Source organism: Flavobacterium sp. IC2-16 (genome assembly GCF_055521455.1).
In genome coordinates this window covers 417,531-444,071 of sequence record NZ_CM145480.1, presented here as the reverse complement: position 1 = coordinate 444,071, position 26,541 = coordinate 417,531, and the positions used below count along the sequence as shown (strand labels likewise).

At 33.1% G+C, this 26,541-nt stretch carries 29 protein-coding genes; 16 read left to right on the top strand and 13 right to left on the bottom strand.

Going from position 1 to position 26,541, the window contains the following annotated elements:
* Positions 1-3: 3 nt before the first annotated feature.
* The 3 genes from ACZ1JT_RS01910 to ACZ1JT_RS01900 all read right to left on the bottom strand — a co-directional run bounded on the left by ACZ1JT_RS01910 (position 4) and on the right by ACZ1JT_RS01900 (position 2,243).
* Positions 4-1,284 (bottom strand): chloride channel protein, encoded by a 1,281-nt coding sequence (locus ACZ1JT_RS01910; protein ID WP_465094484.1) that lies wholly within the window; start codon positions 1,282-1,284, stop codon positions 4-6.
* Between the two features lie 162 nt (positions 1,285-1,446).
* Positions 1,447-1,791 carry an MmcQ/YjbR family DNA-binding protein gene (locus tag ACZ1JT_RS01905; protein ID WP_465094483.1) on the bottom strand — a complete coding sequence of 115 codons (345 nt, stop codon included), beginning with the start codon at positions 1,789-1,791 and terminating at the stop codon, positions 1,447-1,449.
* Between the two features lie 2 nt (positions 1,792-1,793).
* Positions 1,794-2,243, bottom strand: coding sequence for a YciI family protein (locus ACZ1JT_RS01900; protein WP_465094482.1), 450 nt, complete (start codon positions 2,241-2,243; stop codon positions 1,794-1,796).
* Positions 2,244-2,381: 138 nt separating this feature from the next.
* Between ACZ1JT_RS01900 and ACZ1JT_RS01895 the strand changes: the two genes are divergently transcribed.
* From ACZ1JT_RS01895 to ACZ1JT_RS01860, 8 genes are all read left to right on the top strand, one after another.
* Positions 2,382-4,535 carry a TonB-dependent receptor gene (locus tag ACZ1JT_RS01895; protein WP_465094481.1) on the top strand — a complete coding sequence of 718 codons (2,154 nt, stop codon included), beginning with the start codon at positions 2,382-2,384 and terminating at the stop codon, positions 4,533-4,535.
* Positions 4,536-4,700: 165 nt separating this feature from the next.
* The gene (locus ACZ1JT_RS01890; protein ID WP_465094480.1) at positions 4,701-5,330 is read left to right on the top strand and encodes a tetratricopeptide repeat protein; all 630 of its coding nucleotides are present in this window, start codon (positions 4,701-4,703) and stop codon (positions 5,328-5,330) included.
* Positions 5,331-5,350: 20 nt separating this feature from the next.
* Positions 5,351-5,506, top strand: a complete 156-nt coding sequence (locus tag ACZ1JT_RS01885) for a hypothetical protein (RefSeq protein ID WP_465094479.1) — start codon at positions 5,351-5,353, stop codon at positions 5,504-5,506.
* A 10-nt stretch (positions 5,507-5,516) separates the two neighbouring features.
* A complete protein-coding gene (locus tag ACZ1JT_RS01880) occupies positions 5,517-6,851 on the top strand; it encodes a histidine kinase (RefSeq protein ID WP_465094478.1) in 1,335 nt (444 codons plus the stop codon).
* 1 nt (position 6,852) lies between these two features.
* On the top strand, positions 6,853-7,158 hold the full coding sequence (locus ACZ1JT_RS01875; protein WP_465094477.1) for a 2TM domain-containing protein: 306 nt from the start codon (positions 6,853-6,855) through the stop codon (positions 7,156-7,158).
* Entirely contained in the window at positions 7,130-7,483 is a 354-nt protein-coding gene (locus ACZ1JT_RS01870; RefSeq protein WP_465094476.1) for a 2TM domain-containing protein, read from the top strand. Before ACZ1JT_RS01875 ends, ACZ1JT_RS01870 begins: the two co-directional genes overlap by 29 nt.
* A gap of 20 nt (positions 7,484-7,503) precedes the next feature.
* Positions 7,504-8,994 carry an ArnT family glycosyltransferase gene (locus ACZ1JT_RS01865; RefSeq protein WP_465094475.1) on the top strand — a complete coding sequence of 497 codons (1,491 nt, stop codon included), beginning with the start codon at positions 7,504-7,506 and terminating at the stop codon, positions 8,992-8,994.
* A 14-nt stretch (positions 8,995-9,008) separates the two neighbouring features.
* A complete protein-coding gene (locus tag ACZ1JT_RS01860) occupies positions 9,009-9,761 on the top strand; it encodes a LytR/AlgR family response regulator transcription factor (protein ID WP_465094474.1) in 753 nt (250 codons plus the stop codon).
* On the opposite strand, the gene ACZ1JT_RS01855 is transcribed toward ACZ1JT_RS01860, so the two are convergent.
* From ACZ1JT_RS01855 to ACZ1JT_RS01845, 3 genes are all read right to left on the bottom strand, one after another.
* Positions 9,762-10,766, bottom strand: a complete 1,005-nt coding sequence (locus ACZ1JT_RS01855; RefSeq protein WP_465094473.1) for a COX15/CtaA family protein — start codon at positions 10,764-10,766, stop codon at positions 9,762-9,764. It lies immediately after the preceding gene.
* 81 nt (positions 10,767-10,847) lie between these two features.
* Positions 10,848-12,266 (bottom strand): CCA tRNA nucleotidyltransferase, encoded by a 1,419-nt coding sequence (locus ACZ1JT_RS01850; RefSeq protein ID WP_465094472.1) that lies wholly within the window; start codon positions 12,264-12,266, stop codon positions 10,848-10,850.
* Between the two features lie 101 nt (positions 12,267-12,367).
* Complete coding sequence (locus ACZ1JT_RS01845; protein WP_465094471.1) at positions 12,368-12,928, bottom strand: L-threonylcarbamoyladenylate synthase; 561 nt, start codon at positions 12,926-12,928, stop codon at positions 12,368-12,370.
* Positions 12,929-13,020: 92 nt separating this feature from the next.
* Here ACZ1JT_RS01845 and ACZ1JT_RS01840 point away from each other — a divergent pair, with 92 nt between their 5' ends.
* Positions 13,021-14,169, top strand: a complete 1,149-nt coding sequence (locus tag ACZ1JT_RS01840; RefSeq protein WP_465094470.1) for a glycosyltransferase — start codon at positions 13,021-13,023, stop codon at positions 14,167-14,169.
* A complete protein-coding gene (locus ACZ1JT_RS01835; RefSeq protein WP_465094469.1) occupies positions 14,170-15,102 on the top strand; it encodes a hypothetical protein in 933 nt (310 codons plus the stop codon).
* Here ACZ1JT_RS01835 and ACZ1JT_RS01830 read toward each other — a convergent pair.
* From ACZ1JT_RS01830 to ACZ1JT_RS01820, 3 genes are read right to left on the bottom strand one after another with little or no spacing between them, the layout of a single operon-like run.
* A complete protein-coding gene (locus ACZ1JT_RS01830) occupies positions 15,092-16,033 on the bottom strand; it encodes a glycosyltransferase family 2 protein (RefSeq protein WP_465094468.1) in 942 nt (313 codons plus the stop codon). The genes ACZ1JT_RS01835 and ACZ1JT_RS01830 overlap by 11 nt on opposite strands.
* Entirely contained in the window at positions 16,030-16,827 is a 798-nt protein-coding gene (locus ACZ1JT_RS01825; protein ID WP_465094467.1) for a glycosyltransferase family 2 protein, read from the bottom strand. The genes ACZ1JT_RS01830 and ACZ1JT_RS01825 overlap by 4 nt, the downstream gene beginning before the upstream one ends.
* A gap of 60 nt (positions 16,828-16,887) precedes the next feature.
* The gene (locus ACZ1JT_RS01820) at positions 16,888-17,640 is read right to left on the bottom strand and encodes a glycosyltransferase family 2 protein (RefSeq protein WP_465094466.1); all 753 of its coding nucleotides are present in this window, start codon (positions 17,638-17,640) and stop codon (positions 16,888-16,890) included.
* 79 nt (positions 17,641-17,719) lie between these two features.
* Between ACZ1JT_RS01820 and ACZ1JT_RS01815 the strand changes: the two genes are divergently transcribed.
* Entirely contained in the window at positions 17,720-18,421 is a 702-nt protein-coding gene (locus tag ACZ1JT_RS01815) for a polysaccharide deacetylase family protein (protein ID WP_465094465.1), read from the top strand.
* On the opposite strand, the gene ACZ1JT_RS01810 is transcribed toward ACZ1JT_RS01815, so the two are convergent.
* Positions 18,413-19,150, bottom strand: a complete 738-nt coding sequence (locus ACZ1JT_RS01810) for a glycosyltransferase family 2 protein (protein ID WP_465094464.1) — start codon at positions 19,148-19,150, stop codon at positions 18,413-18,415. The genes ACZ1JT_RS01815 and ACZ1JT_RS01810 overlap by 9 nt on opposite strands.
* A 54-nt stretch (positions 19,151-19,204) precedes the next feature.
* On the opposite strand from ACZ1JT_RS01810, the gene ACZ1JT_RS01805 reads away from it, so the two are divergent.
* Complete coding sequence (locus ACZ1JT_RS01805) at positions 19,205-20,020, top strand: glycosyltransferase family 2 protein (RefSeq protein WP_465094463.1); 816 nt, start codon at positions 19,205-19,207, stop codon at positions 20,018-20,020.
* Positions 20,021-20,068: 48 nt separating this feature from the next.
* On the opposite strand, the gene ACZ1JT_RS01800 is transcribed toward ACZ1JT_RS01805, so the two are convergent.
* Complete coding sequence (locus ACZ1JT_RS01800; protein WP_465094462.1) at positions 20,069-21,130, bottom strand: glycosyltransferase family 9 protein; 1,062 nt, start codon at positions 21,128-21,130, stop codon at positions 20,069-20,071.
* A 64-nt stretch (positions 21,131-21,194) separates the two neighbouring features.
* On the opposite strand from ACZ1JT_RS01800, the gene ACZ1JT_RS01795 reads away from it, so the two are divergent.
* The gene (locus ACZ1JT_RS01795; protein ID WP_465094461.1) at positions 21,195-21,953 is read left to right on the top strand and encodes a lipopolysaccharide kinase InaA family protein; all 759 of its coding nucleotides are present in this window, start codon (positions 21,195-21,197) and stop codon (positions 21,951-21,953) included.
* Between the two features lie 65 nt (positions 21,954-22,018).
* Here ACZ1JT_RS01795 and ACZ1JT_RS01790 read toward each other — a convergent pair whose 3' ends face one another.
* The gene (locus ACZ1JT_RS01790; protein WP_465094460.1) at positions 22,019-22,834 is read right to left on the bottom strand and encodes a 2,3,4,5-tetrahydropyridine-2,6-dicarboxylate N-succinyltransferase; all 816 of its coding nucleotides are present in this window, start codon (positions 22,832-22,834) and stop codon (positions 22,019-22,021) included.
* A gap of 54 nt (positions 22,835-22,888) precedes the next feature.
* Positions 22,889-23,776, bottom strand: coding sequence for a glycosyltransferase family protein (locus ACZ1JT_RS01785; RefSeq protein ID WP_465094459.1), 888 nt, complete (start codon positions 23,774-23,776; stop codon positions 22,889-22,891).
* Between the two features lie 74 nt (positions 23,777-23,850).
* Between ACZ1JT_RS01785 and ruvX the strand changes: the two genes are divergently transcribed.
* The 3 genes from ruvX to def all read left to right on the top strand — a co-directional run bounded on the left by ruvX (position 23,851) and on the right by def (position 26,539).
* A complete protein-coding gene (gene ruvX, locus ACZ1JT_RS01780; protein ID WP_465094458.1) occupies positions 23,851-24,267 on the top strand; it encodes a Holliday junction resolvase RuvX in 417 nt (138 codons plus the stop codon).
* Positions 24,268-24,372: 105 nt separating this feature from the next.
* On the top strand, positions 24,373-25,884 hold the full coding sequence (locus ACZ1JT_RS01775) for a malate:quinone oxidoreductase (RefSeq protein ID WP_465094457.1): 1,512 nt from the start codon (positions 24,373-24,375) through the stop codon (positions 25,882-25,884).
* Between the two features lie 67 nt (positions 25,885-25,951).
* Positions 25,952-26,539 carry a peptide deformylase gene (gene def / locus ACZ1JT_RS01770; RefSeq protein ID WP_465094456.1) on the top strand — a complete coding sequence of 196 codons (588 nt, stop codon included), beginning with the start codon at positions 25,952-25,954 and terminating at the stop codon, positions 26,537-26,539.
* Positions 26,540-26,541: the final 2 nt, after the last annotated feature.

The following is a 26,541-nucleotide window of genomic DNA, read 5'->3' as shown; positions in this document are numbered from 1 at the left end:
TTTTTAGATTGTTGGGTTTGGCTGATAAGTATATACAGTATATGGATAAATAAGTTTAGCAGTTGTTTTAGAAACCATACAAACAATTAATAAAGGAAAAAACAAGGTATAGTCATTTATTAACCCGCAGATTAAAAACAAGGCAGTAAAAGGAGCGTGAATACTAGCGCTTAGCATAGCAGCCATTCCAATAATTATAAAATTGAGAGGAATTATTTCAGCATCAAAAAAGGTGTTTAAAATTGTAGCCACTAACAATCCAAGAAAAGCACCAATAAACATGCTTGGCGCAAATACACCTCCATCGCCACCAGACGCTAAAGTAATAGAGGTGATGATAGGTTTTAAAAATAGAATTCCTATAGTAGTCAATAAGAATGAGGTTGTTAATATGATAGATTCAGGATTTATAAACAATTTTTTTACTGCATGATAGCCTTCACCATATAATTCTGGAAAAATAAATAATGAAGCACTTATAAGTACAGAACCGAAAATAATTTTTGAAGATTGATTGTTTATTTTAGAAAATTGTTTTTTTATGTACAATACACATTTAGTAAGATAAATAGAATTTAATCCTGATATTACTCCTAACAATAAAAAATACGGCATCGCATAAAGATTCCATGTTTCTACTCTGACCTGAAACAGCGGTTTTTCATCTAAAACAAGAATAAACGAATAAGCAATAATAACGGCAATACTTGTAGTTAGTGCAAAGGTTTTGGAAACTTTTCTGGAGATAACCTCATAAGAAAATAGAATACCTGCCAACGGACTGCTAAATAAGGCAGTAATTCCGGCAGCGACTCCTGCACATATCAATTCAGTTTTATGGCGCTTAAAGACGTTTTCTTTTTGTTGCGCAACTGAACCAATAGCGGCAGATGCAACTACAGTAGAGACTTCAATGCCTGTTGATCCTCCAAATGCTACTGTCAGTAATCCGTTAAAAAAATGCGACGGGATTTTATAAATAGCGAGTTTTTTTGTTGGAGAATCAGTACTTTCAAAAATTTCTTTTATTCCTTTGTTTTCTTTCTTTTTGAATAAATAATATCTTAAAAAGTAAATTGCAGACAATCCTATTATAGGGAAAACGATAAAAAATGACGAATTTAGAGTTGCTTTATCGAATAAAATACTTTCATAATGTTCCGTCAAGTGTTTTAGCGAAACCGCAAGAAATGAACAAAGAAATCCTATTATTACCGAAACGATGCTAAGTTTTTGAAGCGTAATGCGTTTGTGGTTTTTGCGAAGGTGAGTGGTTTTATTCATTGAAAATGGAAATTCAAATTAATTTTCAACTACAAAAATAAGTAATGAAAAAACAAAAGAGCTGCTCTAAACGTTAAAGTTTATGGTTGAACGATTCATAATTATTCGAATAACAATCATGAATTCATCTGAATAGACATTCGTTATTGTTAACCCTGAAAATTAAATTAATTGCTTTTTAATTTTTACCGGAAGTTTTTCTTTTACAAGGTTATACGATTGTGTAACATAATGTTTCCATTCGCTTGCCGATAAAGTTGTAATATCTTCTACTAAAACCCATTTGTAACGCGCTACATATGGAGCAGGAATAAAGCCTTTTCGTGTGGATAATTCTTCAAATTCGTCATCTAAAACTTTAAATGAAGCTGTTGTTGGCGATTGACTTAGTCCCACCACACAAAACATTTTCCCACCGATACAAAAACACAAATCGCTGCCCCATTTTACATCTTCGGTTACATGTGGCAGTGATTTACAAAGTTGTTGGAGTTCTTCGATATTCATGACTAAATTTTAGTTTTTGAAATTTTTTCATGAAGGTTTGAAACTTCCATTAAAGCTGCAGAACTATACCAAGGTATTAGTTCTACTTCAAATATTTTAGCTTTTACTGCTGGATCGGTGTCTACTAATTTCTGTGCTTCTTCAACGGTAGAACAATTAAAAATGAAAATCCCTCGATAGTTACGATCGTTTTTCATGAATGGCCCTGCAACAACTAATTTGCCTTCTTTGGCTAAACGGTTAATATTAGCCATATGTCCTTCAAAATATTTTTGTCTTTCTTCGGCTGTGGCAGTAGTATTGCTTCCGGTTTTTAAAATGCAAAAAACATAATTTTTCATTCCGTATTCATCTGCACCTAGTTCTTTGGCTAGTTTTTCATCATACGTATTTTTCGTTTCCTGCGAATATATTGATGTCCAGCATAAAAGAAATAAAAGAATGTATTTCATAATATGATTGTTGATGTATCTTCAAAAGTACAAATTTTTTTTGCGGTACGGTTCATCCATAAAAAATAACAATTCAGGATGTTTTTTTAGAGTATCTTGTGTTTCTAATGGAAATTTGTTCCATTAAAAAGTAATACAATGTATAAAGTTATTTCATTTTTGTTTTTGTTGTGTCAATTCCAGATGATGGCTCAAACAACAATTTCAGGTACAATCATCGATAAAAAAGGAAAGCCTTTAGCTGGAGCAAATGTTTTTATTGAAGGCGCTTACGATGGTAGTACATCAGATAGTAATGGTAATTTTTCGTTCGAAACCCATGAAAAAGGAAACCAAATTTTAGTGGTTACTTTTTTGAGTTTTGATACTTTTAGAATGCCAATTGTTGTAGAAACTTACCAGACACAAACTTTAAAACTTAAAGAAAGCGAAAATGTACTCGATGCAGTTGTAATTTCTGCTGGTTCATTTAAAGCGGGTGACAATTCGAAAGTTTCCGCCCTCAAGCCTTTGGATATCGTTACTACGGCAGGAGCTGCCGGAAATATTATTGGAGCATTGCAAACGTTACCAGGAGCTCAAATTGTTGGCGAAAGTGGTCGTTTGTTTGTGCGTGGTGGGGAGTCTGATGAAACTCAAACGTATGTAGATGGTATTCGAGTGGCACAGCCCTATGGTGCTTCAGCAAATAATTTGCCAACTCGCGGCCGTTTTTCGCCATTTCTTTTTAGTGGAATGACATTTTCTACGGGAGGTTATTCTGCCGAGTTTGGTGATGCTTTATCAAGTGTTTTATTGCTTAACACCAAAGATGAAGCCGAACAAAATCAAACCGATTTGTCGTTTATGACGGTAGGTTTAGGTCTGGGAAATACTCAAAAATGGAAGAAAGCATCGTTGACATTTAATTTGTCTTATATCAATTTAGAACCGTATCAAAAAGTAATTAAACAAAATGTAGATTGGAATAAACCATATCAGTCGTTGTCGGGAGAAACAGTTTTTCGACGTCATTTTGATAACGGATTGTTTAAATTTTATGCGGCTTTCGATTATGCTACTTTCGATTTAAATCAGAAAGACATTAATTATGCTGAGCCATTACGAGTTGATACTCAAAACAATAATTTTTATTTGAATTCTTCTTATAAAGGTAATTTTGGTTCAGGTTGGAGCGTGCAAACCGGAATGAGCTTCGGGTATAGTCAGAATAAAATGGGACTCAATTTGAACCAACTTTACAATCGTGAAAATGCATCTCATCTAAAACTGAAATTCACCAAAAAAATATCCACAGCTTTTAATCTTACGTTTGGTGGAGATTATTTTATTACCGATTTCGATGAAAATTATTCCGATTATGCTACTGGGACTTATTTCAGCGGATTTAGAAATGATATTGGAGCAATTTATGCCGAATCGGATATATTCTTTTCAAGAAAATTTGCAGCTAAAGTGGGGGTTCGCGCTATGAATAGCGATTTACTTCAAAAAAGTATTGTAGACCCGAGAATTTCTATTGCCTATAAAACCAGTAAAAAAGGACAGTTGTCTTTTGCATATGGCGATTTCCACCAAAACCCGAAGCAGGATTATTTAAAATATCATTCCAATTTCGATTACGAAAAAACAGCACATTATATTCTTAATTATTTATACAGTAATAATGGAAAAACGCTACGTGCAGAGCTTTTTTTTAAAGATTATTCCAATTTGGTGAAATATGATTCCAACTCGCCAATGTTTTCGAGTAATTATACCAATGATGGTTTCGGTTATGCAAAAGGACTGGATGTGTTTTGGCGCGATAATAAGTCGGTTAAGTATTTAGATTACTGGATTTCGTACTCATTTATTGATAGTAAAAGAGATTATAAAAACTATACTGCCGAAGTTACGCCAAGTTTTGTAGCGCGTCACACCTTATCGTTAGTAGGGAAATATTGGATAAACGATTGGAAATCGCAATTAAGTGTTACCAATACATTTGCTACGGGAAGGCCCTATAACAATCCGAATAAAACGGAATTCATGAATGGGAAAACAAAACAATACAATAGTTTGAGTATGAGTTGGGCGTATTTGCTTTCGCCTCAAAAGATTTTGTACTTTTCGGTGTCTAATGTTTTAGGAAGAGACAATGTTTTTGGGTATCAGTATGCTAATTCAGCCGATTTAAGTGGGCAATTTCAGCGTCAAGCAATTACACAGCCGGCCGATCGCTTTTTTTTCATTGGCTTCTTTTGGACAATCAGTCAGGATAAAGCCAAAAATCAATTGGATAACTTGTAGTTTTCAAAGCATGAGGACTACTTTGCAACTCTCAAAAAAACAGTTCATCCTTAAAAAATAACAATTCGGTAAACTTAAGTTTTATAGGAATGCAATCTGAAATACATTTGAACTATAATTAATTACAAAAACATTAAAAATATAAAACAACTTAAACTTTTAATTATGACACGAGTTATCACATCTTTAGTTTTATTCATTTGCAGTTTAACTTTCGCGCAATCACCTACTCAATACGAACAAGGTATGGAAAAAGCTTTAAAATTGTGGAAAGAAGGGAAATCGACAGAAGCTGCAGCAATTTTCGAAAGAATAGCCTCAGTTGAGAAAAACAATTGGTTGCCAAATTATTATGTAGCATTCATTAATACTATTGAAGCTTTTAAATCGCAAGATAAAAGTAAAAATCCAGCGTATTTAGAAAAAGCACAAACCGCATTAGATGATGCGGCAATGGTAAGCGCAAATAATCCAGAGATAATGGTGGTTCAGGCGATGATTTATACAGCATGGATTATTCAGGATCCAATGGCTAACGGAATGAAGTACTCTTCTAAGGCAATGGAACAATATTATAAAGCTCAGGCTATTGCTCCAGAAAATCCTAGAGTTGTTTTTTCTAAAGCGGAATTTGAAATTGGAGGAGCTAAATATTGGGGTAAAGATACGAAGCCAATGTGTGCAGAAGTTGAGCGTTCTATCGGACTTTTCGCTAAATTTAAACCCGAAACTCCTTTTCATCCAAGCTGGGGATTAGAACGTGCTAATGAAGTTTTATCAAACTGTGGTAAATAATTATCTTAAAAATTTAAATCATGGAAAATAGAAATAGAGTTGCAAGCGGTGTGTTTATTGGATGTATGTTTTTAGGCATAGGTTTAGGAATGTATTTCGATAAAATGACAGTTGGTGTGCTTATCGGAATGGGAATAGGGTTTATTGCATCGGCTTATTTAAAAGCTAAATTATAGTTCATATACAATGAATAAATATCTAAAAGAATTTTTAAGAGGAATTGGTATTGGAATTGCCATTTTTATGGTGATAACTTTCTTGAGTTGGCTAACCGGAAGTACAATTGCATGGAATCATGCTTTGTTAATGAACTTTCAATACACCTTACTGTATACCGTTTGTTTGTATATGGTTAATTATTCGGTATTTGTTTTTTTAGATAGAATTTTCACCAACGATAGATTTACCCTAAAGCGAATTTTTATAGGCTTTGCAAGTTCGTTTGTCGTTTCAATTGGTACTATTTTTTTGTTGCGTCTTTTTGAAGTTGTGGTGATTGAAAAAGCAACATTAGACGAGTTTTTTAGTCATGAAAAAGCGTCAAATTATATAGTATCATCTATAATTACATTGGTTCTTACCTTACTAGCGCATACCATATTTTTTTACAGAGCTTATCAGGAAAACCGAGTAAAGCAACAAAAAATTATTGCAGGAACGGCTTCGGCGCAGTTTGAAAGTTTAAAAAATCAAATCGATCCGCATTTTTTGTTTAACAGTTTAAATGTATTGAGCTCGCTTATTGAAGAAAATCCGGATAGTGCCCAAAAGTTTACGGCCTCACTTTCTAAAATTTACCGCTACGTTTTAGAACAGCGGGATAAAGAATTGGTAAGTGTGGAAGAAGAATTAGCTTTTGCAAAAACCTATATGAACTTGTTAAAAATGCGTTTCGAAAACAGTATTTTTTATGAACTACCAGAAAAAATAAGCAATCCAGAAGCGAAAGTTGTTCCGTTGTCGCTGCAATTGTTGTTGGAAAATGCCGTAAAACATAATGTCGTAAGCGAACAGAAACCACTTTACATCCGAATTTTTGAACGCAACGGTAATTTAATTGTTCAAAACGATTTACAAAAGAAGGAAGTACTCAGCGATAGAAAAGGCGTAGGCTTACAAAACATTATCAGTCGATATGCTTTAGTAACCAATAGGAAGGTTATGGTTTATCAAAATGAAAAAGAATTTACTGTAGAATTACCACTATTAACCAAACAAGTAGGAGTAATGGAAATTAAAAAGGAAACTACTGATGATACGGCTTATTATAGAGCTAAGAAAAAGGTAGAAGCGCTTAAAGGTTTTTACGGAAGTTTAATGTCGTATTGTATTGTGATTCCAATATTAATAGTAATCAATTTAAAAACATCCGATTTCCAATGGTTTTGGTTTCCAATGCTAGGTTGGGGAAGTGGTTTGGTAATACATGCCTTCGGAGTATTTGGGTATGGTTCACACTGGGAAGAACGAAAAATCAAAGAAATCATGAATAAAAACAACTCTAAAACAAACTGGAAATAATATGAATGCAAATTTTAATGAACAAGAGCAGTATGAAAGAGCTAAAAAAAGAGTTCATGAAATAAAAGGTTTTTACGGACATCTTTCAGCGTATATCATAGTTAATATTTTTTTTATTGTAGTAAACATTATGACATCGCCTAACGATATTTGGTTTTATTGGCCTTTGTTAGGTTGGGGCATAGGGTTGTTAATGCATGGATTACGTGTATTTAATTTGCTTCCCTTTTTAGGAAAAGACTGGGAAGAAAATAAGATTAAAGAATTAATGGAAGAAGATGAACGAAGAAAAAATGACTGGAAATAACATGGAAAACACAAACGATTCTTTTGAAGAACGCTATAAACATGCCGAGAAAAGAGTTCGAAGACTCAAAGGATTTTACTCACACTTAACGGCTTACATTTTGGTTAATGTTTTGATTGTTTTTTTAAACATCAGTAATTTGAAACCTGGAGAAAGTTATTTTAAATTTGAAAACTTCTTCACAGCCTTTTTTTGGGGGATTGGATTGCTTTCACACGCTGTTAGTGTATTTGGACACAATTTAATTTTTAATAGCAATTGGGAACAACGAAAAATTAAAGAGTTTATGGAGAAAGAAAATGCAAATCAGAATAAATGGGAATAATATAATCCAATCAAAAACAAATGAAAAAATACTTGCCAATTATACTGCTGCTATCCGCTGTTAAACTGATAATACAACTTTTTGGAAATATAAATTACGGGTTTCATCGTGATGAGTTACTTCATTTGTCTGTTAGCGAACACATGGCTTGGGGGTATATGGAATTTCCTCCGTTTATTGCTGTAATTGGAAAAATTGCTCATTTTCTTTTTGGGTATTCATTAGCGGGGGTACGTTTATTTCCAACTTTGGCAGGTGTCGCAATATTAATTTTATGTTGTTTGATGGCAAAAGAACTCGGAGGCAAAAGAAATTCAGTTTTCTTAGCAGGTATTTCGGTGTTGGCTTTTGTACCATTTTTTAGAAATCATACTTTATTTCAGCCAGTAGCTTTCGATCAGTTTTTCTGGACTTTAGGTTTTTATTTTTTAATAAAATACATCAATACTAAAAACGTTAAGTTTTTGGTTTATTTAGGAATTGCTTCAGGGATAGGTTTGTTAAACAAATATACTTTTTTGGTATTCGGTTTTGGTGTGGCAATAGGCTTGCTATTTTATGAAAAAGGCGCGCTTTTTAAAAACAAATGGATTTATATTTCGGGAGTTCTTGCCTTACTTTTAATGTTGCCAAATATTTATTGGCAATTCGAGCACCATTTTCCCCTTTTTACTCATTTGCAGAAATTAAAAGAATCACAACTAGATGAATTAGGGCCTTTTGATTTTGCACTAGAACAGCTTAAATCACCTTTTACTTTAGCCATAAGTTTAATTGGTTTATTCGCTTCGTTTTTTGCTTCAGAACTTAAAAAATATAAAAGTATAGGGGTAGCAGTGTTGGTTGTTTTCTTAACTATGTGGGCATTGCAGTCTAAAGGCTATTATTTCTTTATAGTTTATCCTGTTTTGTTTGCTTTAGGTGCTGTTGCTATTGAAAAGATATTTCAAAGAAAACCATATTGGAATTACATTGTAGGGGCAATACTTTTGCTTCCTGCGGTTTATTTTATTCCTAAAGCTACACCAGTTTTACCTATTGATACTTATGTAAAGTATGCAAAACTTAAGCCTGAAAGTGATGGACGAATCATACTAACAAACGATTATGCAGATATGTTCGGGTGGGACGAACAAGTAAAATTGGTCGATAGTTTATACCAGTCGTTGCCTAAAACTGAAAGAGCCAAATGTGTTATTTTAGCCGAAAACTATGGAGAAGCAGGAGCTATAAAAATTCTCGGAGACACCTATAATTTACCAGATCCGGTTTGCGCACACGGCAGTTTTTGGACTTGGGGTCCGGGTAATATGGATGGTGAAGTATTTATAAGTATTGGAAATGAAGATGAAGTAATTTATAGTTTGTTTGATGAGCACATTTTGGTAAAAAAAATACATCACAAATATGCCATAGATGAAGAGAATAACATTCCGGTTTATGTATGCAGAAAACCAAAAATAAATCTGAAGCAAAAGTGGCCTGATTTAGAAAAATATATATTCGATTAAATTCATAGTACAAAATGAATATTATAGTTATTGAAGACGAAAAACCAGCAGCAAGACTGCTTCAGCGAAAAGTTGAAAAATTAGGTTTCGAAATTAAAACCATGTTGCATTCTGTAGAAGAATCGCTGCAGTATTTCGCGAGCAATCCGCATCCTGATTTGATTTTTTTAGACATACAATTGTCTGACGGTTTATCGTTTGAAATTTTTGAGCAAATCGATATTAAAAGCGCAATCATTTTTACTACTGCCTACGATGAGTACGCACTGCGCGCTTTCAAATTAAACAGCATTGATTATTTGTTAAAACCCATAGATGAAGATGATTTATTGGTAGCTTTAAACAAGTTCAAAGAAAGGAGTCAACCTCAGAATTTGGCTTTAGACTTTGAAACCATCAAGAAAATGTTGGTCAATCCAATTGATAAATCCTATAAAAAACGATTTACCGTTAAAATTGGCTCACAACTAAAGCTAATAAACATAGAAGAAGTTGAATGTTTCTTCAGTCAGGATAAAGGTACTTATTTGCATACTTACGATAACAGAGATTATCTTTTAGAAGGTACTTTGGAGCAAATTGAGGCAGAGCTAGATCCGAAAGAGTATTATCGTGTTAATCGTAAATTCATTATTGCTTTAAAAGCCATAAAAGAAATTCAAATGCACAGTAATTCAAGGCTAAAAGTAATCTTACCATCCTATCATGATGATGAGGTTATTGTAGCCCGTGAAAGAGTAAACGACTTTAAAGATTGGATAGGCTAGTTATTTTTTGTTCGATTCCAATAACATATAGAATTGTACTCCAAACAATATAGAAGCCATAACCAAGTGAATCGTTTGGCTGCCAAAAGGGAAATGTAAATAATACATGGCAATTCCAGATGCGACTTCAGCCAAAATAAGCAGCATAACCCAGTTTATTTTATTGAAACCTAAGTTTAAACGTTTGTTTCTGAGGTATAAGAACAAATTGGAAAACAATACGATAAATGAAAATGTTCTATGGAAATAAAACGTAACCTCAGGATTGCTTAGCCATAAGGTTTCATTTCCAATTCCCGATTTTATTTGTTCGTCTACAAATTGACGGACTTGCGTTCCTAAAGCCACTTGGATTAGCGTTAAAAAGATAGAAATCCATAATACATTTCTAAAAGCAGCATTAAATATTTTTGGATTTTCAGATGGTTTTGCTAAACGAATAATATATAGAATGACTGCTACTACCAGTAAAGCCATTATCATGTGTAATGTTATTTTTATAGGGTTCAATACGCTGTAAACCACAGTAGCACCAAGCCATCCTTGAAACCCCATCATGAAAACAACGAGCCAAGAAAGCAAAGTGATTTTTTTGCTTTTTTCCCATTGCCAAAATGAAGCTACAGCCATAGTGAAACACGCAATTCCAGCCAAAGCACCAAACAAACGGTTAATATATTCTACCCATGTATGAGTAGGGTTGAAAAGTGCATAATCATGTTTGGTGTATTTCTCCCAATTTTCGGGATTGTAAGTTGCTCCTGTTTTAAAATTGGTTTTTGCAACCCAAAGCGCCTCATCTTTTATAATCACTTGTCCTTTTTTGAATTCGTGATTTTCTTCCCATGTTAATTCTTTTACATCGGTTGGCGGAATATAATATCCAAAGCATTTGGGCCAATCGGGGCAACCCATGCCAGAACCAGTCATACGAACAAGTGCTCCTGCTATAATTACGAGATAAACTAAAACTAAAGCGGTTTTGGCAATTTTATTAAAGTTCATAGTGCTTCTACTTTATGAGTGCAAATGTTGTTTGTTTTATTTTGAAAGAATATGATAAATGTTAGTTTTATCATATTCAATTTATGAATTTGGTTTTAGACCCATTTTTTCAGCTCGATTTAATACAAAATCATAGGCTGCTTGATATTCGTTTGGAATTTCACCTTCTAAAATCGCTTCTTTTACAGCTTCTTTTAAAACACCAATTTCACGTGAAGGCTTTAAATTAAAGAGTTGCATGATTTCTTCACCGGTAATTGGTGGCTGAAAATTACGAACCTGATCTCTTTCTTCTACTTCAACTATTTTCTGACGAACAATTTTAAAATTGTTATGGTATTTCTGAAATTTTTTAGGATTTTTGGTGGTAATGTCTGCTTCACATAAAGTCATTAAGTTTTCTACATCATTGCCTGCATCAAATACCAAACGACGCACTGCAGAATCGGTTACAATATCTTGAGCTAATACAATTGGTCGCGAGCTCATCATAACCATTTTTTGAACAAACTTCATTTTTTGGTTAAGCGGCATATGAAGACGTTCAAAAATAGATTTGACCATTTTTCCGCCTAAAAATTCATGACCGTGAAAGGTCCAACCTTGTTTTTTATTAAATTTTTTAGTGGGCGCTTTACCAATATCATGTAATAGGGCAGCCCAACGTAGCCAAACATCATCGGTATTCGGACAAATATTATCAACTACTTCCAATGTATGGTAGAAATTGTTTTTATGCGTATGACCTTCAATTTCTTCCACCTGATTTAAAGCGGTAAGTTCCGGTAAAATAATATCTAATAATCCGGTTTGGTATAAAAGCAAGAATCCTATCGAAGGCTTATCGGAGATTAAAATTTTATTCAATTCATCTACTATACGTTCCCCCGAAATAATAGTAATACGATCTTTATTTCTGGAAATTGCTTCAAAAGATTCAATTTCTATCTCAAATTTTAATTGCGAGGCAAATCGAATCGCACGCATCATTCGTAACGGATCGTCAGAATAGGTGATGTCGGGATTTAAAGGCGTTCTAATAATTTTATTCTCTAAATCGGTTAACCCATTGAATGGATCAATTAAGTCGCCAAAATTGGATTGGTTTAGTGAAATAGCCAAGGCATTAATAGTGAAATCACGTCGGTCCTGATCATCTTCTAAAGTACCGTTTTCGACTACTGGATTTCTACTTTCAAACTGATAACTTTCTTTTCTGGCACCAACAAATTCGATATCCATATCCTGATAACGAAGCATGGCGGTTCCATAGTTTTTAAAAACTTGAACTTTCGGGTTGTGGGGTATTAACTCAGAAACTTTTAAAGCCAAATCGATTCCACTACCTACTGCAACAACATCGATGTCTTTTTTATGGTTTCTTTTTAAAATTAAATCACGTACAAATCCGCCAATAACGTAGGTTTCAATGTTAAGTTCCTGTGCGGCTTGAGCTATGATTTCGAATATTTTATCTTGTAAAGCTTCTTTGTAATTCATTGGGCTATTTAAAGCATAAATGTTTAGTATTTAAGCTTTTGGCTGTAAATCGTAAACTATAAACTGTGATTTACTCGGCAGTTGTTAACTAATAAAGCAAACTATTTTCGAATAATTTTCACTTGACTGTCACCACTTAACTTGATTATGGTTGAGGGTTTGTCGCAAATTTTATCGTGGTGCAAATTTACCACATAGTCTACACCTTTTAAAATTTCAGGACTTATTTCTTTGAAAGATTTTGGAGTAGGTTGTCCGGAAATATTTGCTGAGGTTGAAACCAAAGGCTTTTTCATTCGTTCCATGAGTTTAAAGCAAAAAGGTTCTTTAACCAACCTAACGCCCAATGTTTTATCTTCTGCAACGATATTGTCTGCTACATTTCTCGGATTGTCCAGAATAAGCGTAGTAGGCTTTTCCGATAAATCTAAAATCTGCCAAGCAACTTCAGGGATAGTTGAAAAAACATTGTGCATCATCCGCTCACCATTCATTAATACAATCATACTTTTGCTTTCTTCCCGCTGTTTTAAAGCATAAATTTTCTTAACTGCTTCAGGATTGGTGGCATCACAACCTATTCCCCATACTGTATCTGTGGGGTATAAAATAATGCCTCCGTTTTTTATGATTTCGTACGCATTGTGTACTTCAGTATTCATGATGAAAATTATTATACATTTGTAAAAAACAAAATTACATTAAATTCAAGAATAATTGTTTGTTGCTTGAATTTGGTAATAAAATAATATTCATGCGTGTCCTTTATTTCTATCCCGATTATCCGTTGCATGTAAGTCAAGGTAACAATGCCAGAGCACTTGCCCTTTTGAAGTATTTTGAAGATAGAAAAATTGAGGTTGATTTTGTTTCTGAGCACTCCAAAACCATGACTGAAGATACTCTACAAGTTATGAAGGACAGAAATATAATTAAGAATGGTTTCTTATTGAATAGACTAAGTATTCGAAATAACAGATTAAAGTATTTGCTTTTGCATTCTATTCCGAGAAAATTTTTTGGGGGACTAAAAGATTTTGATCGAACGAAATACAAACAAAAAGAAGCGTTTGCAACTATTGTTCAGTCAAATTCTTATGATTTTGTAATCATTTCGTATGCTTGTTGGGCACCGTTGTTGGATAAATTGCCTAAAAATATAAAATCTACGTTTATAGTTGATACTCATGATTTTTTAACATCTCAATTTAAAATTCTTAAACGATTTAAATTAGGTGCTTATTTCGAAGAAGAAATGCGGTTGTTAAATAGATTCGATAGAGTATGGGTAATTTCAAATGAAGAAAAATACCTGTTTTCACAATTTGTAAATGCTAAAATTGATTTGGTTCCTCATAGTTTGCCAAATCATTTCAACAATAGATTGCACCCAAAAACAATTGATATTTTATATGTGGCCAGTGATAATAGTCATAACGTCAATTCTGCAAATTGGTTTTTCGAAAATGTTTATCCAAAATTACCTAAAGAATATAATATTACTATAATTGGTAGTATCACAAAGCATATACCTAATTTTGATAATATTGAAATGGTTTCGTATGTGGAGGATTTATCAGATTTTTATAAAAGAAGTAAGATTACGATTTGTCCGATGTTGTCAGGAACCGGTTTAAAAATTAAAGTAGTAGAGTCGTTATCGTTTGGAGTTCCTGTAGTTTGTACCGAGAAAGGTGTTGATGGACTACCGAACAAAACCAATAACGGTTGTTTGTATTCTGACGATGTACAAATATTTGCATCGAATATAGCTAAATTACTTTCGGATACTGTATTTTACAAGGAAATCGAAAACCAGGCAAAAACATTTTTCACGGATTTTTTTGATATTCAAACCAACTATAAAAAACTAGATACAGTTTTTTTAAATACTGATGCTTAAATGAAAAAAATTAAAATAGAGTTACGAAAATTCTGGTACAGACAATTTAATAAGAAAAAATATTTCGAATATAAAATCTCGCTTAAGGCACAAAAGTATCTCGATAAATTTAATCCAGATTTACAATCGAAATACAATGCAATTTGGGAAGCTGTTGAAAATGAAAAGGTATTAAACTTCAAACATTCGGGACATTTAGGGGATATACTATACGCATTGCCTGTTATAAAAGAACTTTCAAAAACACATACTTGTAATTTGTTTTTGCATACCAATCAGTCTGAAGGGGGAGATTATTTTAAGCATCCCTCAGGCAATATTATGCTTTCAAACCGTTCTGCACAAATGTTACTTCCGTTGTTACAGGAACAATCGTATTTGAATACTGTTGGAGTGTTTAACGATGAAGAAGTGCATGTAAACCTAGATTTGTTTAGGAAGTTACCTATCTCGCATGCTTTTCATTCAGAACGTTGGTATTTTCATTTAACTGGAGTCCATGCGAATATGTCTAATTCATATTTAGATGTTGCTGCACACCCTACAATTAAAAATAAAATTGTTGTAGTAAGGACATTCAGATCGCGAAATCCATTTGTTGATTACAGTTTTCTTAACTCCTATACTGATGTATTGTTTCTAGGAACTAAAGATGAATATGCCGATTTTAAAATTGGAGTTCCTAATAGCGAATTTTATGATGTGAAAGATTTTATGGAAATGGCTAGTATTATTAAATCTTCTCGTTTTGTAATTGCTAATCAAACTTTTGCATACGCTATTGCCGAAGGATTGAAACATCCACGATTGCTAGAGGCAAATCCGGATAATCCAGTGGTTTTTCCTGTTGGTAATACACCAGGTTACGATTTCTATTTTCAAACGCACTTCGAAAAATTGGTTCGAAAAATGAATAATTTACCTATAAATTAGGTTGTATTTTTTGCTTGGTTTTTAAGGAATCACTTAAGGAAGCACCTTTAAATAAGACTTTAAATAAAGGCCAATATTTTGGTTTGAATAGGCTCTTAAAGAAATATTGTACTTGTAGGTAGTGTAATAAAAAGCAATGCCAAATGAAGCCATAATGCTTTCGGATGATATATAAAAATGAAATTTTTAATTCAGTTTTTATTAAAATTGAACTTGGTGTGCTTACTCCGTGGTAGTGGATAAATTGCGCTTCAGGAATTAAAAAAGCCTTTTTTCCTATTTTCAGTAAACGTTTGCATAAATCGGTTTCTTCGTAATAAAGAAAAATATTGGTATCAAAACCTCCCACTGCGTTAAAATCAGCTGCGCGTAATATCATAAAACTTCCAGACACAAATTCAGCTTGTTGTGGAATAGTATATTGTTTTTTTCGGTTTGGATATCTTTTCGGATTAATCTTTTCAAGAAATTTTCTACCCAATACTTCTTTTAAAGGTGATGCAAAATGATCGATTGTTGGCAGCAAGGTCATGTCTTCTTTAAAGCACAAAGGACCACATATTCCATAATCAGAATTATTTTGCATGGTTTTCACCAGTATAGAAAGACAGTCATTTAAAAAGATAGAATCATTATTCACAAAAGCATAATATTCTGAATTGGCATAATGAACTCCCATCATGTTTCCACCACCAAACCCAGTATTGATATTACTTCGGGTTAATGTTAGGTTTGGTAAATTAGTGGTATTGCAAAAGTTTTGTACTTTGAGAAAGTCTGTTGTTTCTGATGCATTATCAACAACAATAATCTGATACGAAAGTGATGTGTCTGTTTTTTCAACAATTTTTCGGATACAGTTTATGGTGAAATCACTAGAATTGTAATTAATTAGAATTACTGCAACCGTATATTTCGAATTTGAACTCATAAATATTGGTTTATTCCTTTTTCAATTGTTGTTAACTTCTTTTCGGTGGTTTCTTGCTCAATTAAATTATTGATTTCAATATGACTTTTCGACTGTTCTTTATGATAAATATGATAAGCAAGTCCGGCAAACTTTAATCTTTTTCCTTTAATCCCGATATTGTGAAGTCGTTGAATCATTTCGGAATCATCAATTCCCCAGCCTACTAAGGTTTCATTAAAACCGTTTACTTTTATAAAATCCGATTTCCAAAACGACATGTTGCAGCCTCTTAATTTTTGAGAGCGTTCGGAGTAGGTTTTTGCAAAATGCATCAAAAAAGGGATGTGTAATGTTCGACCTCGTTTTTTAATCCCTTTTGAAAAATAATTGAAGGAAACGATTTTTTGGTTAAAAATTGTTTGTAGAATGCTTTGTTGAATATTAACACGAGAACCAAAAAGATAAAAACCTTTTTCGGCATAAGTAAGATGGTCTTTTACAAAATCTTTGTGCATGATAATATCGCCATCAATCTCAACAATATAATCGTATTTTGCTTTTGCAATGGCTTTGTTCATGATTTTCGGCTTTTGATTGCCGTTATCTTCATGCCATATATGAATCAATGGAACCGGGAAATCTTTTTGAAATTTTTCGATTAACTCTTTTGTTTCTTGTCTTGAACCGTCGTCTGCAATTATCACTTCATTAGGCATAACACTTTGTTTTGTAATGCTAAGTAGCAATAACTCTAGAGCATCAGGCCAGTTATATGTTGGTGTTACCAAGGTGCAAGTTGGTAGGTTTTTCATACGATGCAAATTATACTCAAAAGTAAATGAAAATAATGAGTAAGTCAATTTAAAGGTAGGTTATTCAATTTTTCGGTACATCATCCACAATTGGAGGTATCTTTTAAATACCGAAAATGCGTGAACATATGCCAAAATAAAACCCTCTTTTCCATCCAAAAAGCCTAGTCTGTATATGTATTGCCAGAAGAATCTATATTTTGGTCGAATAAAGAAATGATAAGCATTTGGGCGTTTGTTTTTTACATACAAACTTTCCGCCTGTAGTTTACTATATAAATTAAGTTTACTATTGTAATTGTCGAAATTTTTATAGCTATAATGATTAACACGTTCTTTAACATATCCTACTTTTCCAATACTTTTTATGGTTTCATGAACCAACCCATCATAATGGCAAAACTTTTTATTGAAGATTCGAATAGCTTTATCAGACTGCCAACCGCCATATTTTATTTTTTTTCCTAAAAAATGGAAGTTTCGTTTTACGTAATAAGCAACAAATTCTGATGCAGAGTGGGTTACATAAATTATTTCAGCTTCTAATTGAGGTGTAACGATTTCATCAAGATCAAAAAAAACAATCCAATCATTTTTGGCTTGTGAAATGGCATAATTGCGTTGGCTGGAAAAATTATCAAATTCCCTTTGATACACTGTAACGCCCATGCTTTTAGCAAGTTCTACAGTATTGTCTGTACTAAATGAATCTACAAAAATAATTTCATCAGCAAAAGATAAACTGTCAACATAACGTTTTACGTTTTCTTCTTCATTTAAAGTAATTGCTAAAGCAGTAATCTTGGGTTTCAAATTATTTTTGGCTTCAAATTAGTAACGGTACCGACAAATGTAATAATTTTACACATATTTACTAATTTTTGATAACGAAATGGCAAGATTACCTATACTAATGTATCATAATGTTTCTGAAAATTACTCGAAAGGGCTTACCATTTCAGAACAATTGCTTGAAGCTCATTTTCGTTATTTGAGTGAGAATAACTATACAACGTTCCATATGTTTGAGTTGGAACAAAAAACCCAATTACCACCAAAAAGTGTTGTAATCACTTTTGATGATGTAACAGTTAATCAATTTAAAGCGGTTGATTTACTTCAGAAATACAATCTTAAAGCTACTTTTTTTGTTCCGTTTGCGTATATCGGTAAATCTGATGAATGGAATAAAGGAGATGAGGCAATTATGACTCTTGATCAGCTTAAAAACTTACCGGATACTATCGAACTAGGATTTCATTCTTTTCACCATAACAAGTATTCAGAGATGAGTCAAGACGATATTTATTCCGATTTTGAAAAATGCTTTGATATAATTGAAAAATCTAATTTATCAGTACATCATTCTGTTGCATTTCCTTATGGAAATTATCCTAAGAAAGAACCTAAAAAATCAGCTTTTCATTCGGTTTTAAAAGCAAATAAAATGGTTTTTGGTTTGCGAATTGGAAATCGAGTAAACCGTTTTCCATTTAAAAACCCTTTTGAAATTTATAGAATAGATATAAAAGGAGAGGATAAACTGTTTAAATTCAGATGGAAATTGTTGTTTGGGAAAACGAAATTATTTTGATCCTTTTTGAATTAAAAGCATTTTAACATATCTTGAAAATACACCATAGGCATTAATACTGGCTAGTGCTAATCCAGGAACACCGTCCATAAAACCTCTCTTTAATATATAAGAAGAGAAAAAACGGTAAAATGGTTTAAAAAACAAATGAAAATAAGTTACTCGTTTTCCTTTTTTTATTGATGTATTGGCCTGAAACCATGCATACGAATCCTTTTTTTGTAAAAGATGGAATAAGCCTTTATAGGTATAGTGAATCATAAAGTTTTTCAAAATACCAATACTTCCATTAACATGTAGTTTTTCATGAACGTCACCCGTAAAATGAACATTTTGATTTTTCACTAAACGAATTACTTTGTCTACTTTATGGTATAAAAAGCGATTCATATAAAAATGGGGGAAGCATATTTTATAGCCGGCATGATTTCCTTTTTGGATAACGTCTATAATTTCGAATTTAAGTTTTTGAGTTACACGCTCATCTGCATCTAAAAACAATATCCAATCGCCAGAAGCACTTGCAATCGCATGATTTTTTTGGCTTGAAAAATTATCGAATTTACGTTCTAAAACCGTACACCCTAACGCAATGGCTTTTTCTTTGGTTCCGTCTGTACTGAAAGAGTCTATAACAATAATTTCGTCAGCAAAATCTACCGATTTAATAGCATCTTCAATATAATTTGATTCGTTATAAGTAGGAATGATAACCGAAAGCCTATTCATTATTTCATTTTATGAAAAACAAATTTAACAAAATTAGGTTACCTTTGCAGCATTATGCAAAAGAATATTTCTATTGTTATCAGTACATACAATTCACCCGAATGGCTTAAAAAAGTAATTTGGGGGTATAACACGCAAACCTATCGAAATTTCGAAATGGTTATTGCGGATGATGGCTCTCGGCAGGATACTTTTGATTTAATCGAGCAAATGAAAAAAGAGGTTTTTTACCCAATTATTCATGTTTGGCATGAAGATAACGGGTTTCAGAAGTCTCAAATTTTGAATAAAGCCATTGTAGCTTGTACTACCGATTATATTATGATGTCCGATGGCGATTGTATTCCGCGTCCGGATTTTGTAGAGCAGCATATTAAATTTCGCGAAGAAGGATACTTTTTATCCGGAGGATATCATAAGCTTCCTATGGAATTGTCTAAAAGTATCACCCAAGAAGATATTTATTCCGGAAAATGTTTTGAAATCGAATGGTTGAAAAATAACGGAATGAAAGCTTCGTTTAAAAATAACAAAGTAGATGCTGAAGGTATAAAAAGCTGGCTTCTTAATTTAATAACGCCTACAACACCTAGTTGGAATGGTCACAATGCTTCGGGTTGGAAGAAAGATATTTTGGCAATCAACGGATTCGATGAGCGCATGCAATATGGTGGTCAGGATCGAGAATTGGGAGAACGATTGGTAAATTTTGGTATTAAGCCGAAACAAATTCGTTACAGTACCGTTTGTTTGCACTTGGATCACCCACGTGGATATGCTACTCCAGAATCAATCAATAAAAATCTTGCAATTCGAAAAGAAACAAAAGATAAAAAGAAAAAATGGACCGATTTTGGAATCATTAAATAATGGTTGTTTATAAAATAAAAAGCTCCACTTTAAGTGGAGCTTTTTATTTTATAAATTATTTTTAAGGAATTTTTCAAGTTCAGGTATAATTAATTCAGGAGTGAGCTGTTTGTATAATTCGTCTGGGTTAGCTTCAATTTTTTTTCTTTCTTCAAAAGTAAAACTATCAAACAAATCTGGTTTCATCTCCAGTAAATGAACAGAATGATGGAATTTCCCATCTTCAAAACTTGCCCAGTGATCTTTGTTTACATAGGGTGAGAAAATGGTAAACGTAGGCTTGTTTAGTGCTTTTGCTATATGTACTGTTCCGCCTTCATTAGAAACCAAAGCGTCACAATTTGACATTAGCTTTACAAAATCCCTAATACTTGGCGCATATATATCTATAATAATGTTGTCCTTTTTTTGACACATCTCATAGATTTTCATGGCTTCGTTTTTTTGATGTGGTGCATAATTGAACAATAGATTTACATCGTATTTTTCAGTAATAAAATCAATTAGTTTAGCAACATAGTCATAAGGCATCGATTTTTGTGGTGTGCTTCCTAAAACGCCTAATACAATCACTTTTTTAGTAGCATATTTGCCTAGCCAATCTTCTTTTTTTTCGGATTCTGATAAATAGATTCTGGGTTCATAATCGATTGGTTCAAAATCTCCTGCTTGGTTAAGTAGATGGATGCGATCTTCGATGGCTTTACCACAGATTTGGGTTTTTTCTTTTGAAATTTCTACCGGATTTGTGTAATATCCCCAGTTTCCAAGTTTTTTGCGACTTTTATGTCCAATTGTTTTTTTGGCTCCTGAGAACTTACAAATTAACCGACTTTGGGTCTTAGAATACGGATCAAAAATTATATCGTACTTTTCTTTTCGAATTTGACGGATCAATCGAAGTAAAACTGAAAGTTTTTTTAGTTCTTTATCATTGATAGAAATGATTTTGTCAATATTCGGATTGTTGATTATTACACCATGTGTGAAATCATAGGCTAAAAAATGAATTTCACTGTCAGGATATTTTGCTTTAAAATTGTTAGCAATTACCGAGCTGATTAAAACATCACCGATGCGCTTGTTCTGAATGATTAAAATCTTCTTCATAAAACTAAAAGTTGTCGCAAAGTACTATTTTTTATACTTTTAAACCAAAATATTATTTAACGCTGTGCGAATTATCACCCATTCGAAATATAAGGAACATGAAAAGGCTTTGCTTCAATTAGTTAAATCTTTTTTTAATGAAGGAAGTCTGATTGTAAAAGGTTCAAGAAACATTATTAAATCGAATGTTTTAGGTGACGAAAGAGTTAATATAAAATACTTTAAGAAACCAGGAGCTTTTAAATCGGTAATCTATTCTTTTTTTAGAAGTACAAAAGCCAAACGCTCGTTTGATTATGCAAACTATTTATTGAAGCATACTATTCCAACTCCTTTTCCAATTGCATATCTGGAAGAACGAAATAGTTTAGGTTTTTTAGGTGATAGTTATTACGTCTGTGAGCAATTGGATTACGATTTTACCATTCGAGAATTAATCCATGATCCGTTATTTCCAGAGCGAAATATAATTTTAGAGCAATTTGCCGAGTTTACTTATAAAATGCATCAAGCCAATGTTAACTTTTTGGATCACTCGCCTGGGAATACATTAATTGTTAAAAAAACTCCGGGTGAATACGATTTTTATTTAATTGATTTAAATCGTATGAAATTTGAAAAAATGAGTATTGAAGCACGTATGGATAATTTCAAAAAAATGTGGTTATCCCGTACAATGGTAAAAGTAATTGCAAAAAAATATGCTGAGCTTATTGGTGAACCCGAAGAAAAATTACAAATCTTATTGTTGCAAAAAACAATAGAATTTAAACGGAAAATAACCAAAAAGAAATGGTTGAAACGAAAACTGAAACGAAAATAAATAAAAACTCCAGCTTTTAAAGCTGGAGTTTTTTTATTTGTAACGGATACTGAAAATGACCTTGATTAAACTGCCACATCATATTCGCGTAACGCATTGTTTAAGGATGTTTTCAAATCGGTTGACGGTTTACGTTTTCCAATGATTAAAGCGCACGGTACTTGATATTCACCAGCAGCAAATTTTTTGGTATAACTTCCCGGAATTACCACCGAACGTGCCGGAACAACACCCTTCATTTCAACAGGAGTATCACCGGTAACATCAATTATTTTTGTAGAAGCCGTTAAACAAACATTTGCTCCTAAAACCGCTTCAGTTTCTACACGAACACCTTCCACTACAATACAACGTGATCCAATAAAAGCGCCATCTTCAATGATAACTGGAGCAGCTTGTAAAGGCTCTAAAACGCCACCAATTCCAACACCACCACTTAAGTGTACATTTTTGCCAATTTGTGCACAGCTTCCTACGGTTGCCCATGTATCTACCATAGTGCCTTCATCTACATAAGCACCAATATTAACATAACTTGGCATTAAAATTACGCCGCTCGAAATATAAGCACCATGACGCGCAACAGCATTAGGAACTACACGAATTCCTTTTTCTGCATAATTGCGTTTCAAAGGCATTTTGTCATGGTATTCAAAAATTCCAGCTTCTAAAGTCTCCATTTTCTGAATTGGGAAATACATCACTACGGCTTTTTTAACCCATTCGTTTACTTGCCAACCACCGCTTATGGGTTCGGCAACTCTAAGTTTTCCAGAATCTAAAAGTTCAATTACTTCTCGAATGGCTTTGGTTGTATTTTCTTCTTGCAATAAAGCGCGGTTTTCCCATGCTTTTTCTATAATTGTTTGTAGTGCTTCCATGATTTAATTATTTGGGAACAAATATAATTATTGTCTGTTTGATGTGCTAATTTACTACAATTGATATTTTGGCATTTTCCATTTATAACCTTTGATAATCTTGTGAAAAGTTTTTTGGAAAAAGGTTTTCTTTTTATAATCCAGTTTGGGTTGGGCTAAAATTTCGGGATCAATTTTAGAGCTTTCTAGTATTAATTCGTCTAATGTTTTGGATTGATTTACTTCGAAAAAATCTGCAAGAACATTTCGAAATTCTTTAAAATACCAGTAATGGAGAATATAACTTTCAGTAGCTTCTAGTTTGTTTGTTTTCTCAAAAAAATAGCCAAGTGCTAATTGTTCTACAATGAATACCTTATTTATTTCGAAAAGTTGATCCAATAATTCAATAGCCAAATTTAGCATATTGTCATACTGCTTATTTAATCCAATTACTCCAGAATTCCATACTTTATAGGACTTTTCAAAAACAATTTTTTCTGAGTTTGAAAGCGTGAAAATATTTTTTTTACGAAACATTTTTCTGGCTTTTTTAGCGATACCCCCTTTTTTACCTTCTAATAAACCTTCACATTGATCTAAGAGCAAATGATTTTGTTCAATTTTAAGAAAAAGATCATCAATGTTTTTTCGAAATACAGTATCGGTATCAACAAAAAGAAAATTTCCAGAGTGGTTTGCCAAAACATCTTGAAGGACTTTAATTTTAATGCGATACACATATTTTTCTGGCCCTTTCCAATCTTCTATTTCGGATGTTGTAATCAACCGGGTCGTAAAATTTGGATTGGTTATTTTACCAAAATACTCCGGAGAATCAGTGTAAACAATTACTTTTATATTGGAATTTGGGTGGAATTTATAAAAGGTAAGTAGCGAAAACAGTGCTTCATTCAGATAATCTGTTGCGCCAACTGCTAGAAGTATTAAATAACGATTCAATATAATCAGAATAAAATCAAATATACGATTTTAGAAATACTTTCCATAAATAACGTATTTTTACCTAAAAAAGAATGCCAAGAATACTCGCCATAGACTACGGACAAAAACGAACCGGTATTGCTGTTACCGATGAAATGCAAATAATAGCATCGGGGCTAACTACGGTAGCATCTGAAACGGTTTTTAGTTTTTTAACGGATTACTTTAGTAAAGAAAAAGTTGAAAAGGTTTTGATAGGTGAGCCCAAGCAAATGAATGGTGAACCATCTGAAAGTGCTCCTATAATTGAAGCTTTTGTAGAAAAGTTTAAATCTACTTTTCCAACGATGATTTTAGAGCGTGTTGATGAGCGTTTTACTTCCAAAATGGCGTTTCAAACTATGATTGATAGCGGACTTAAAAAGAAGCAACGTCAAAATAAAGCACTGATTGATGAAATTTCCGCAACAATTATGTTGCAAGATTACTTATCCCGAAAAATGTTCTAAAAATCATTTTCATTTTCTTAAAAATCATTTTCATGCGCTAAAGTGTTGAAAATTAAGAGAATTTTAGCATTGATAAGCCGTAAATTTGTGCTTTAATTCAATACAATGACAACAACACACAAAATTGAAGCAGATGTAGTTTTAATTGGTGCCGGAATTATGAGCGCTACATTAGGATTACTTCTCAAAGAACTACAACCTAATTTAAAAATTGAAATTTTTGAACGTCTAGATGTGGCTGCAGCCGAAAGTTCTGATGCCTGGAATAATGCAGGAACAGGTCATGCTGCATTTTGCGAATTGAACTACACGCCCGAAAAACAAGATGGAACTATAGATACTTCTAAAGCAGTTAAAATTGTTGAAGCTTTTGAGGTTTCCAGACAATTTTGGTCGTATTTGGTTGAAAAAGATATTCTTAAAAATCCTGAAAATTTTATCAAAAGTGTTCCTCATATGAGCTTTGTTTGGGGCGATAAAAATGTAAAATATTTAAAGAAACGTTTTGAAGCTTTGCAACAGTTTCATTTGTTTCAGGATATGGAATTTACAGAGGATGCCGAAACAATTGAAAAGTGGGCTCCTCTTATTATGGAAGGAAGAAATGGTGCCGAAAAATTAGCGGCAACTTCTATGAAATATGGTACCGATGTTAACTTTGGTGCATTAACACGTAGTATTTTTAAATATTTAGAAACACAAGACGGCGTTACTTTACACTTCAATCACGAAGTGCGTAATTTGAAAAAATATGATGATGGTCGCTGGAAGGTTAAGGTAAAAGATATAGAATCGGGTAACAAGAAAAGAGTAAAAGCAAAGTTTGTTTTTATTGGTGCTGGAGGTGGTTCACTTTTACTTCTTGAAAAAGCAAATATTCCTGAAGGAGAAGGGTATGGTGGTTTTCCAGTAAGCGGTCAGTGGTTAAAATGTACAAACGAAGAACTAATCGCCAAACACAAAGCAAAGGTTTACGGAAAGGCAGCTGTTGGCGCTCCGCCTATGTCCGTTCCTCACATCGATACTCGTATGATTGATGGTAAGAAAGCTTTATTGTTTGGTCCTTATGCCGGTTTTTCAACTAAGTTTTTAAAGAACGGTTCGTACTTCGATTTAGCAAAATCCATTCAATTGGATAATATTAAACCGATGCTTTCAGCAGGAATTAATAATATACCACTTACCAAATATCTTATTGAACAAGTGTTTCAGTCTACGGAAGATCGAATGGAAGCTTTAAAAGAATATCTTCCAAATGCTAAGGCGGAAGATTGGACTTTGGAAAATGCAGGTCAGCGTGTGCAAGTGATTAAGAAAGATAAAAACGGAAAAGGAATTTTAGAGTTTGGTACCGAAATAGTAAATTGTAAAGATGGTTCGTTAGCGGTATTATTAGGAGCGTCTCCAGGAGCTTCAACTGCGGTGTCTATAATGTTGGACTTAATTGGACGTTGTTTTAATGAAGAATTAGTCACAACTGCATGGCAAGATAAATTAAAAGAAATGATTCCGTCGTACGGACAAAAGTTAAATGATAATCCGGTTTTAGCAGATGAAATCCGTGAAAAAACAGGAACTGTTTTGAAATTGAAGACTTTAGCCGTGAATGCAAACTAACTGTTTTTTTGTTACTTTTGCATGATTTTCGGCTGGAACGAGATTCAAGAATTCAAATTATAAGAAAATGATTTTACCAATTATAGGATACGGAGATCCGGTTTTGCGCAAAGTAGGAGAGGAAGTTTCTAAAGAATATCCCAATCTTAACGATGTGATTGCCAATATGTACGAGACCATGTATAATGCTCATGGAGTTGGTTTGGCAGCGCCACAGGTAGGTTTGCCTATCCGAATTTTTATTGTGGATTGCGAGCCGTTTAGCGATAGCGACGATTTGTCAAAAGAAGAAGAAGAACAATTGAAAAACTTCAAAAAAACCTTTATTAATGCCAAAATTCTAAAAGAAGAAGGTGAAGAATGGGGTTTTAACGAAGGTTGTTTGAGTATTCCAGATGTGCGTGAAGATGTTTTCCGTCATGAGAAAATTACCATCGAATATTTTGATGAAAACTTTACGAAACATACCGATGTTTACGACGGTTTGATTGCTCGTGTAATTCAGCATGAATACGATCATATTGAAGGAATTTTATTCACCGATAGAATATCGTCACTAAAAAAGCGTTTAATCTCTAAGAAATTGCAGAATATTATGGAAGGGAAAGCCCGTCCGGATTATAAAATGAAATTTGCAGCCAAAAAAGGAAGATAATT

What these genes read in the sequence shown, in the direction of transcription:
- ACZ1JT_RS01910 (WP_465094484.1), bottom strand. Translation starts at nt 1,284, where the DNA reads ATGAATAAAACCACTCACCTTCGCAAAAACCACAAACGCATTACGCTT.
- ACZ1JT_RS01905 (WP_465094483.1), bottom strand. Translation starts at nt 1,791, where the DNA reads ATGAATATCGAAGAACTCCAACAACTTTGTAAATCACTGCCACATGTA.
- ACZ1JT_RS01900 (WP_465094482.1), bottom strand. Translation starts at nt 2,243, where the DNA reads ATGAAATACATTCTTTTATTTCTTTTATGCTGGACATCAATATATTCG.
- ACZ1JT_RS01895 (WP_465094481.1), top strand. Translation starts at nt 2,382, where the DNA reads ATGTATAAAGTTATTTCATTTTTGTTTTTGTTGTGTCAATTCCAGATG.
- ACZ1JT_RS01890 (WP_465094480.1), top strand. Translation starts at nt 4,701, where the DNA reads ATGACACGAGTTATCACATCTTTAGTTTTATTCATTTGCAGTTTAACT.
- ACZ1JT_RS01885 (WP_465094479.1), top strand. Translation starts at nt 5,351, where the DNA reads ATGGAAAATAGAAATAGAGTTGCAAGCGGTGTGTTTATTGGATGTATG.
- ACZ1JT_RS01880 (WP_465094478.1), top strand. Translation starts at nt 5,517, where the DNA reads ATGAATAAATATCTAAAAGAATTTTTAAGAGGAATTGGTATTGGAATT.
- ACZ1JT_RS01875 (WP_465094477.1), top strand. Translation starts at nt 6,853, where the DNA reads ATGAATGCAAATTTTAATGAACAAGAGCAGTATGAAAGAGCTAAAAAA.
- ACZ1JT_RS01870 (WP_465094476.1), top strand. Translation starts at nt 7,130, where the DNA reads ATGAACGAAGAAAAAATGACTGGAAATAACATGGAAAACACAAACGAT.
- ACZ1JT_RS01865 (WP_465094475.1), top strand. Translation starts at nt 7,504, where the DNA reads ATGAAAAAATACTTGCCAATTATACTGCTGCTATCCGCTGTTAAACTG.
- ACZ1JT_RS01860 (WP_465094474.1), top strand. Translation starts at nt 9,009, where the DNA reads ATGAATATTATAGTTATTGAAGACGAAAAACCAGCAGCAAGACTGCTT.
- ACZ1JT_RS01855 (WP_465094473.1), bottom strand. Translation starts at nt 10,766, where the DNA reads ATGAACTTTAATAAAATTGCCAAAACCGCTTTAGTTTTAGTTTATCTC.
- ACZ1JT_RS01850 (WP_465094472.1), bottom strand. Translation starts at nt 12,266, where the DNA reads ATGAATTACAAAGAAGCTTTACAAGATAAAATATTCGAAATCATAGCT.
- ACZ1JT_RS01845 (WP_465094471.1), bottom strand. Translation starts at nt 12,928, where the DNA reads ATGAATACTGAAGTACACAATGCGTACGAAATCATAAAAAACGGAGGC.
- ACZ1JT_RS01840 (WP_465094470.1), top strand. Translation starts at nt 13,021, where the DNA reads ATGCGTGTCCTTTATTTCTATCCCGATTATCCGTTGCATGTAAGTCAA.
- ACZ1JT_RS01835 (WP_465094469.1), top strand. Translation starts at nt 14,170, where the DNA reads ATGAAAAAAATTAAAATAGAGTTACGAAAATTCTGGTACAGACAATTT.
- ACZ1JT_RS01830 (WP_465094468.1), bottom strand. Translation starts at nt 16,033, where the DNA reads ATGAGTTCAAATTCGAAATATACGGTTGCAGTAATTCTAATTAATTAC.
- ACZ1JT_RS01825 (WP_465094467.1), bottom strand. Translation starts at nt 16,827, where the DNA reads ATGAAAAACCTACCAACTTGCACCTTGGTAACACCAACATATAACTGG.
- ACZ1JT_RS01815 (WP_465094465.1), top strand. Translation starts at nt 17,720, where the DNA reads ATGGCAAGATTACCTATACTAATGTATCATAATGTTTCTGAAAATTAC.
- ACZ1JT_RS01810 (WP_465094464.1), bottom strand. Translation starts at nt 19,150, where the DNA reads ATGAATAGGCTTTCGGTTATCATTCCTACTTATAACGAATCAAATTAT.
- ACZ1JT_RS01805 (WP_465094463.1), top strand. Translation starts at nt 19,205, where the DNA reads ATGCAAAAGAATATTTCTATTGTTATCAGTACATACAATTCACCCGAA.
- ACZ1JT_RS01800 (WP_465094462.1), bottom strand. Translation starts at nt 21,130, where the DNA reads ATGAAGAAGATTTTAATCATTCAGAACAAGCGCATCGGTGATGTTTTA.
- ACZ1JT_RS01790 (WP_465094460.1), bottom strand. Translation starts at nt 22,834, where the DNA reads ATGGAAGCACTACAAACAATTATAGAAAAAGCATGGGAAAACCGCGCT.
- ruvX (WP_465094458.1), top strand. Translation starts at nt 23,851, where the DNA reads ATGCCAAGAATACTCGCCATAGACTACGGACAAAAACGAACCGGTATT.
- ACZ1JT_RS01775 (WP_465094457.1), top strand. Translation starts at nt 24,373, where the DNA reads ATGACAACAACACACAAAATTGAAGCAGATGTAGTTTTAATTGGTGCC.
- def (WP_465094456.1), top strand. Translation starts at nt 25,952, where the DNA reads ATGATTTTACCAATTATAGGATACGGAGATCCGGTTTTGCGCAAAGTA.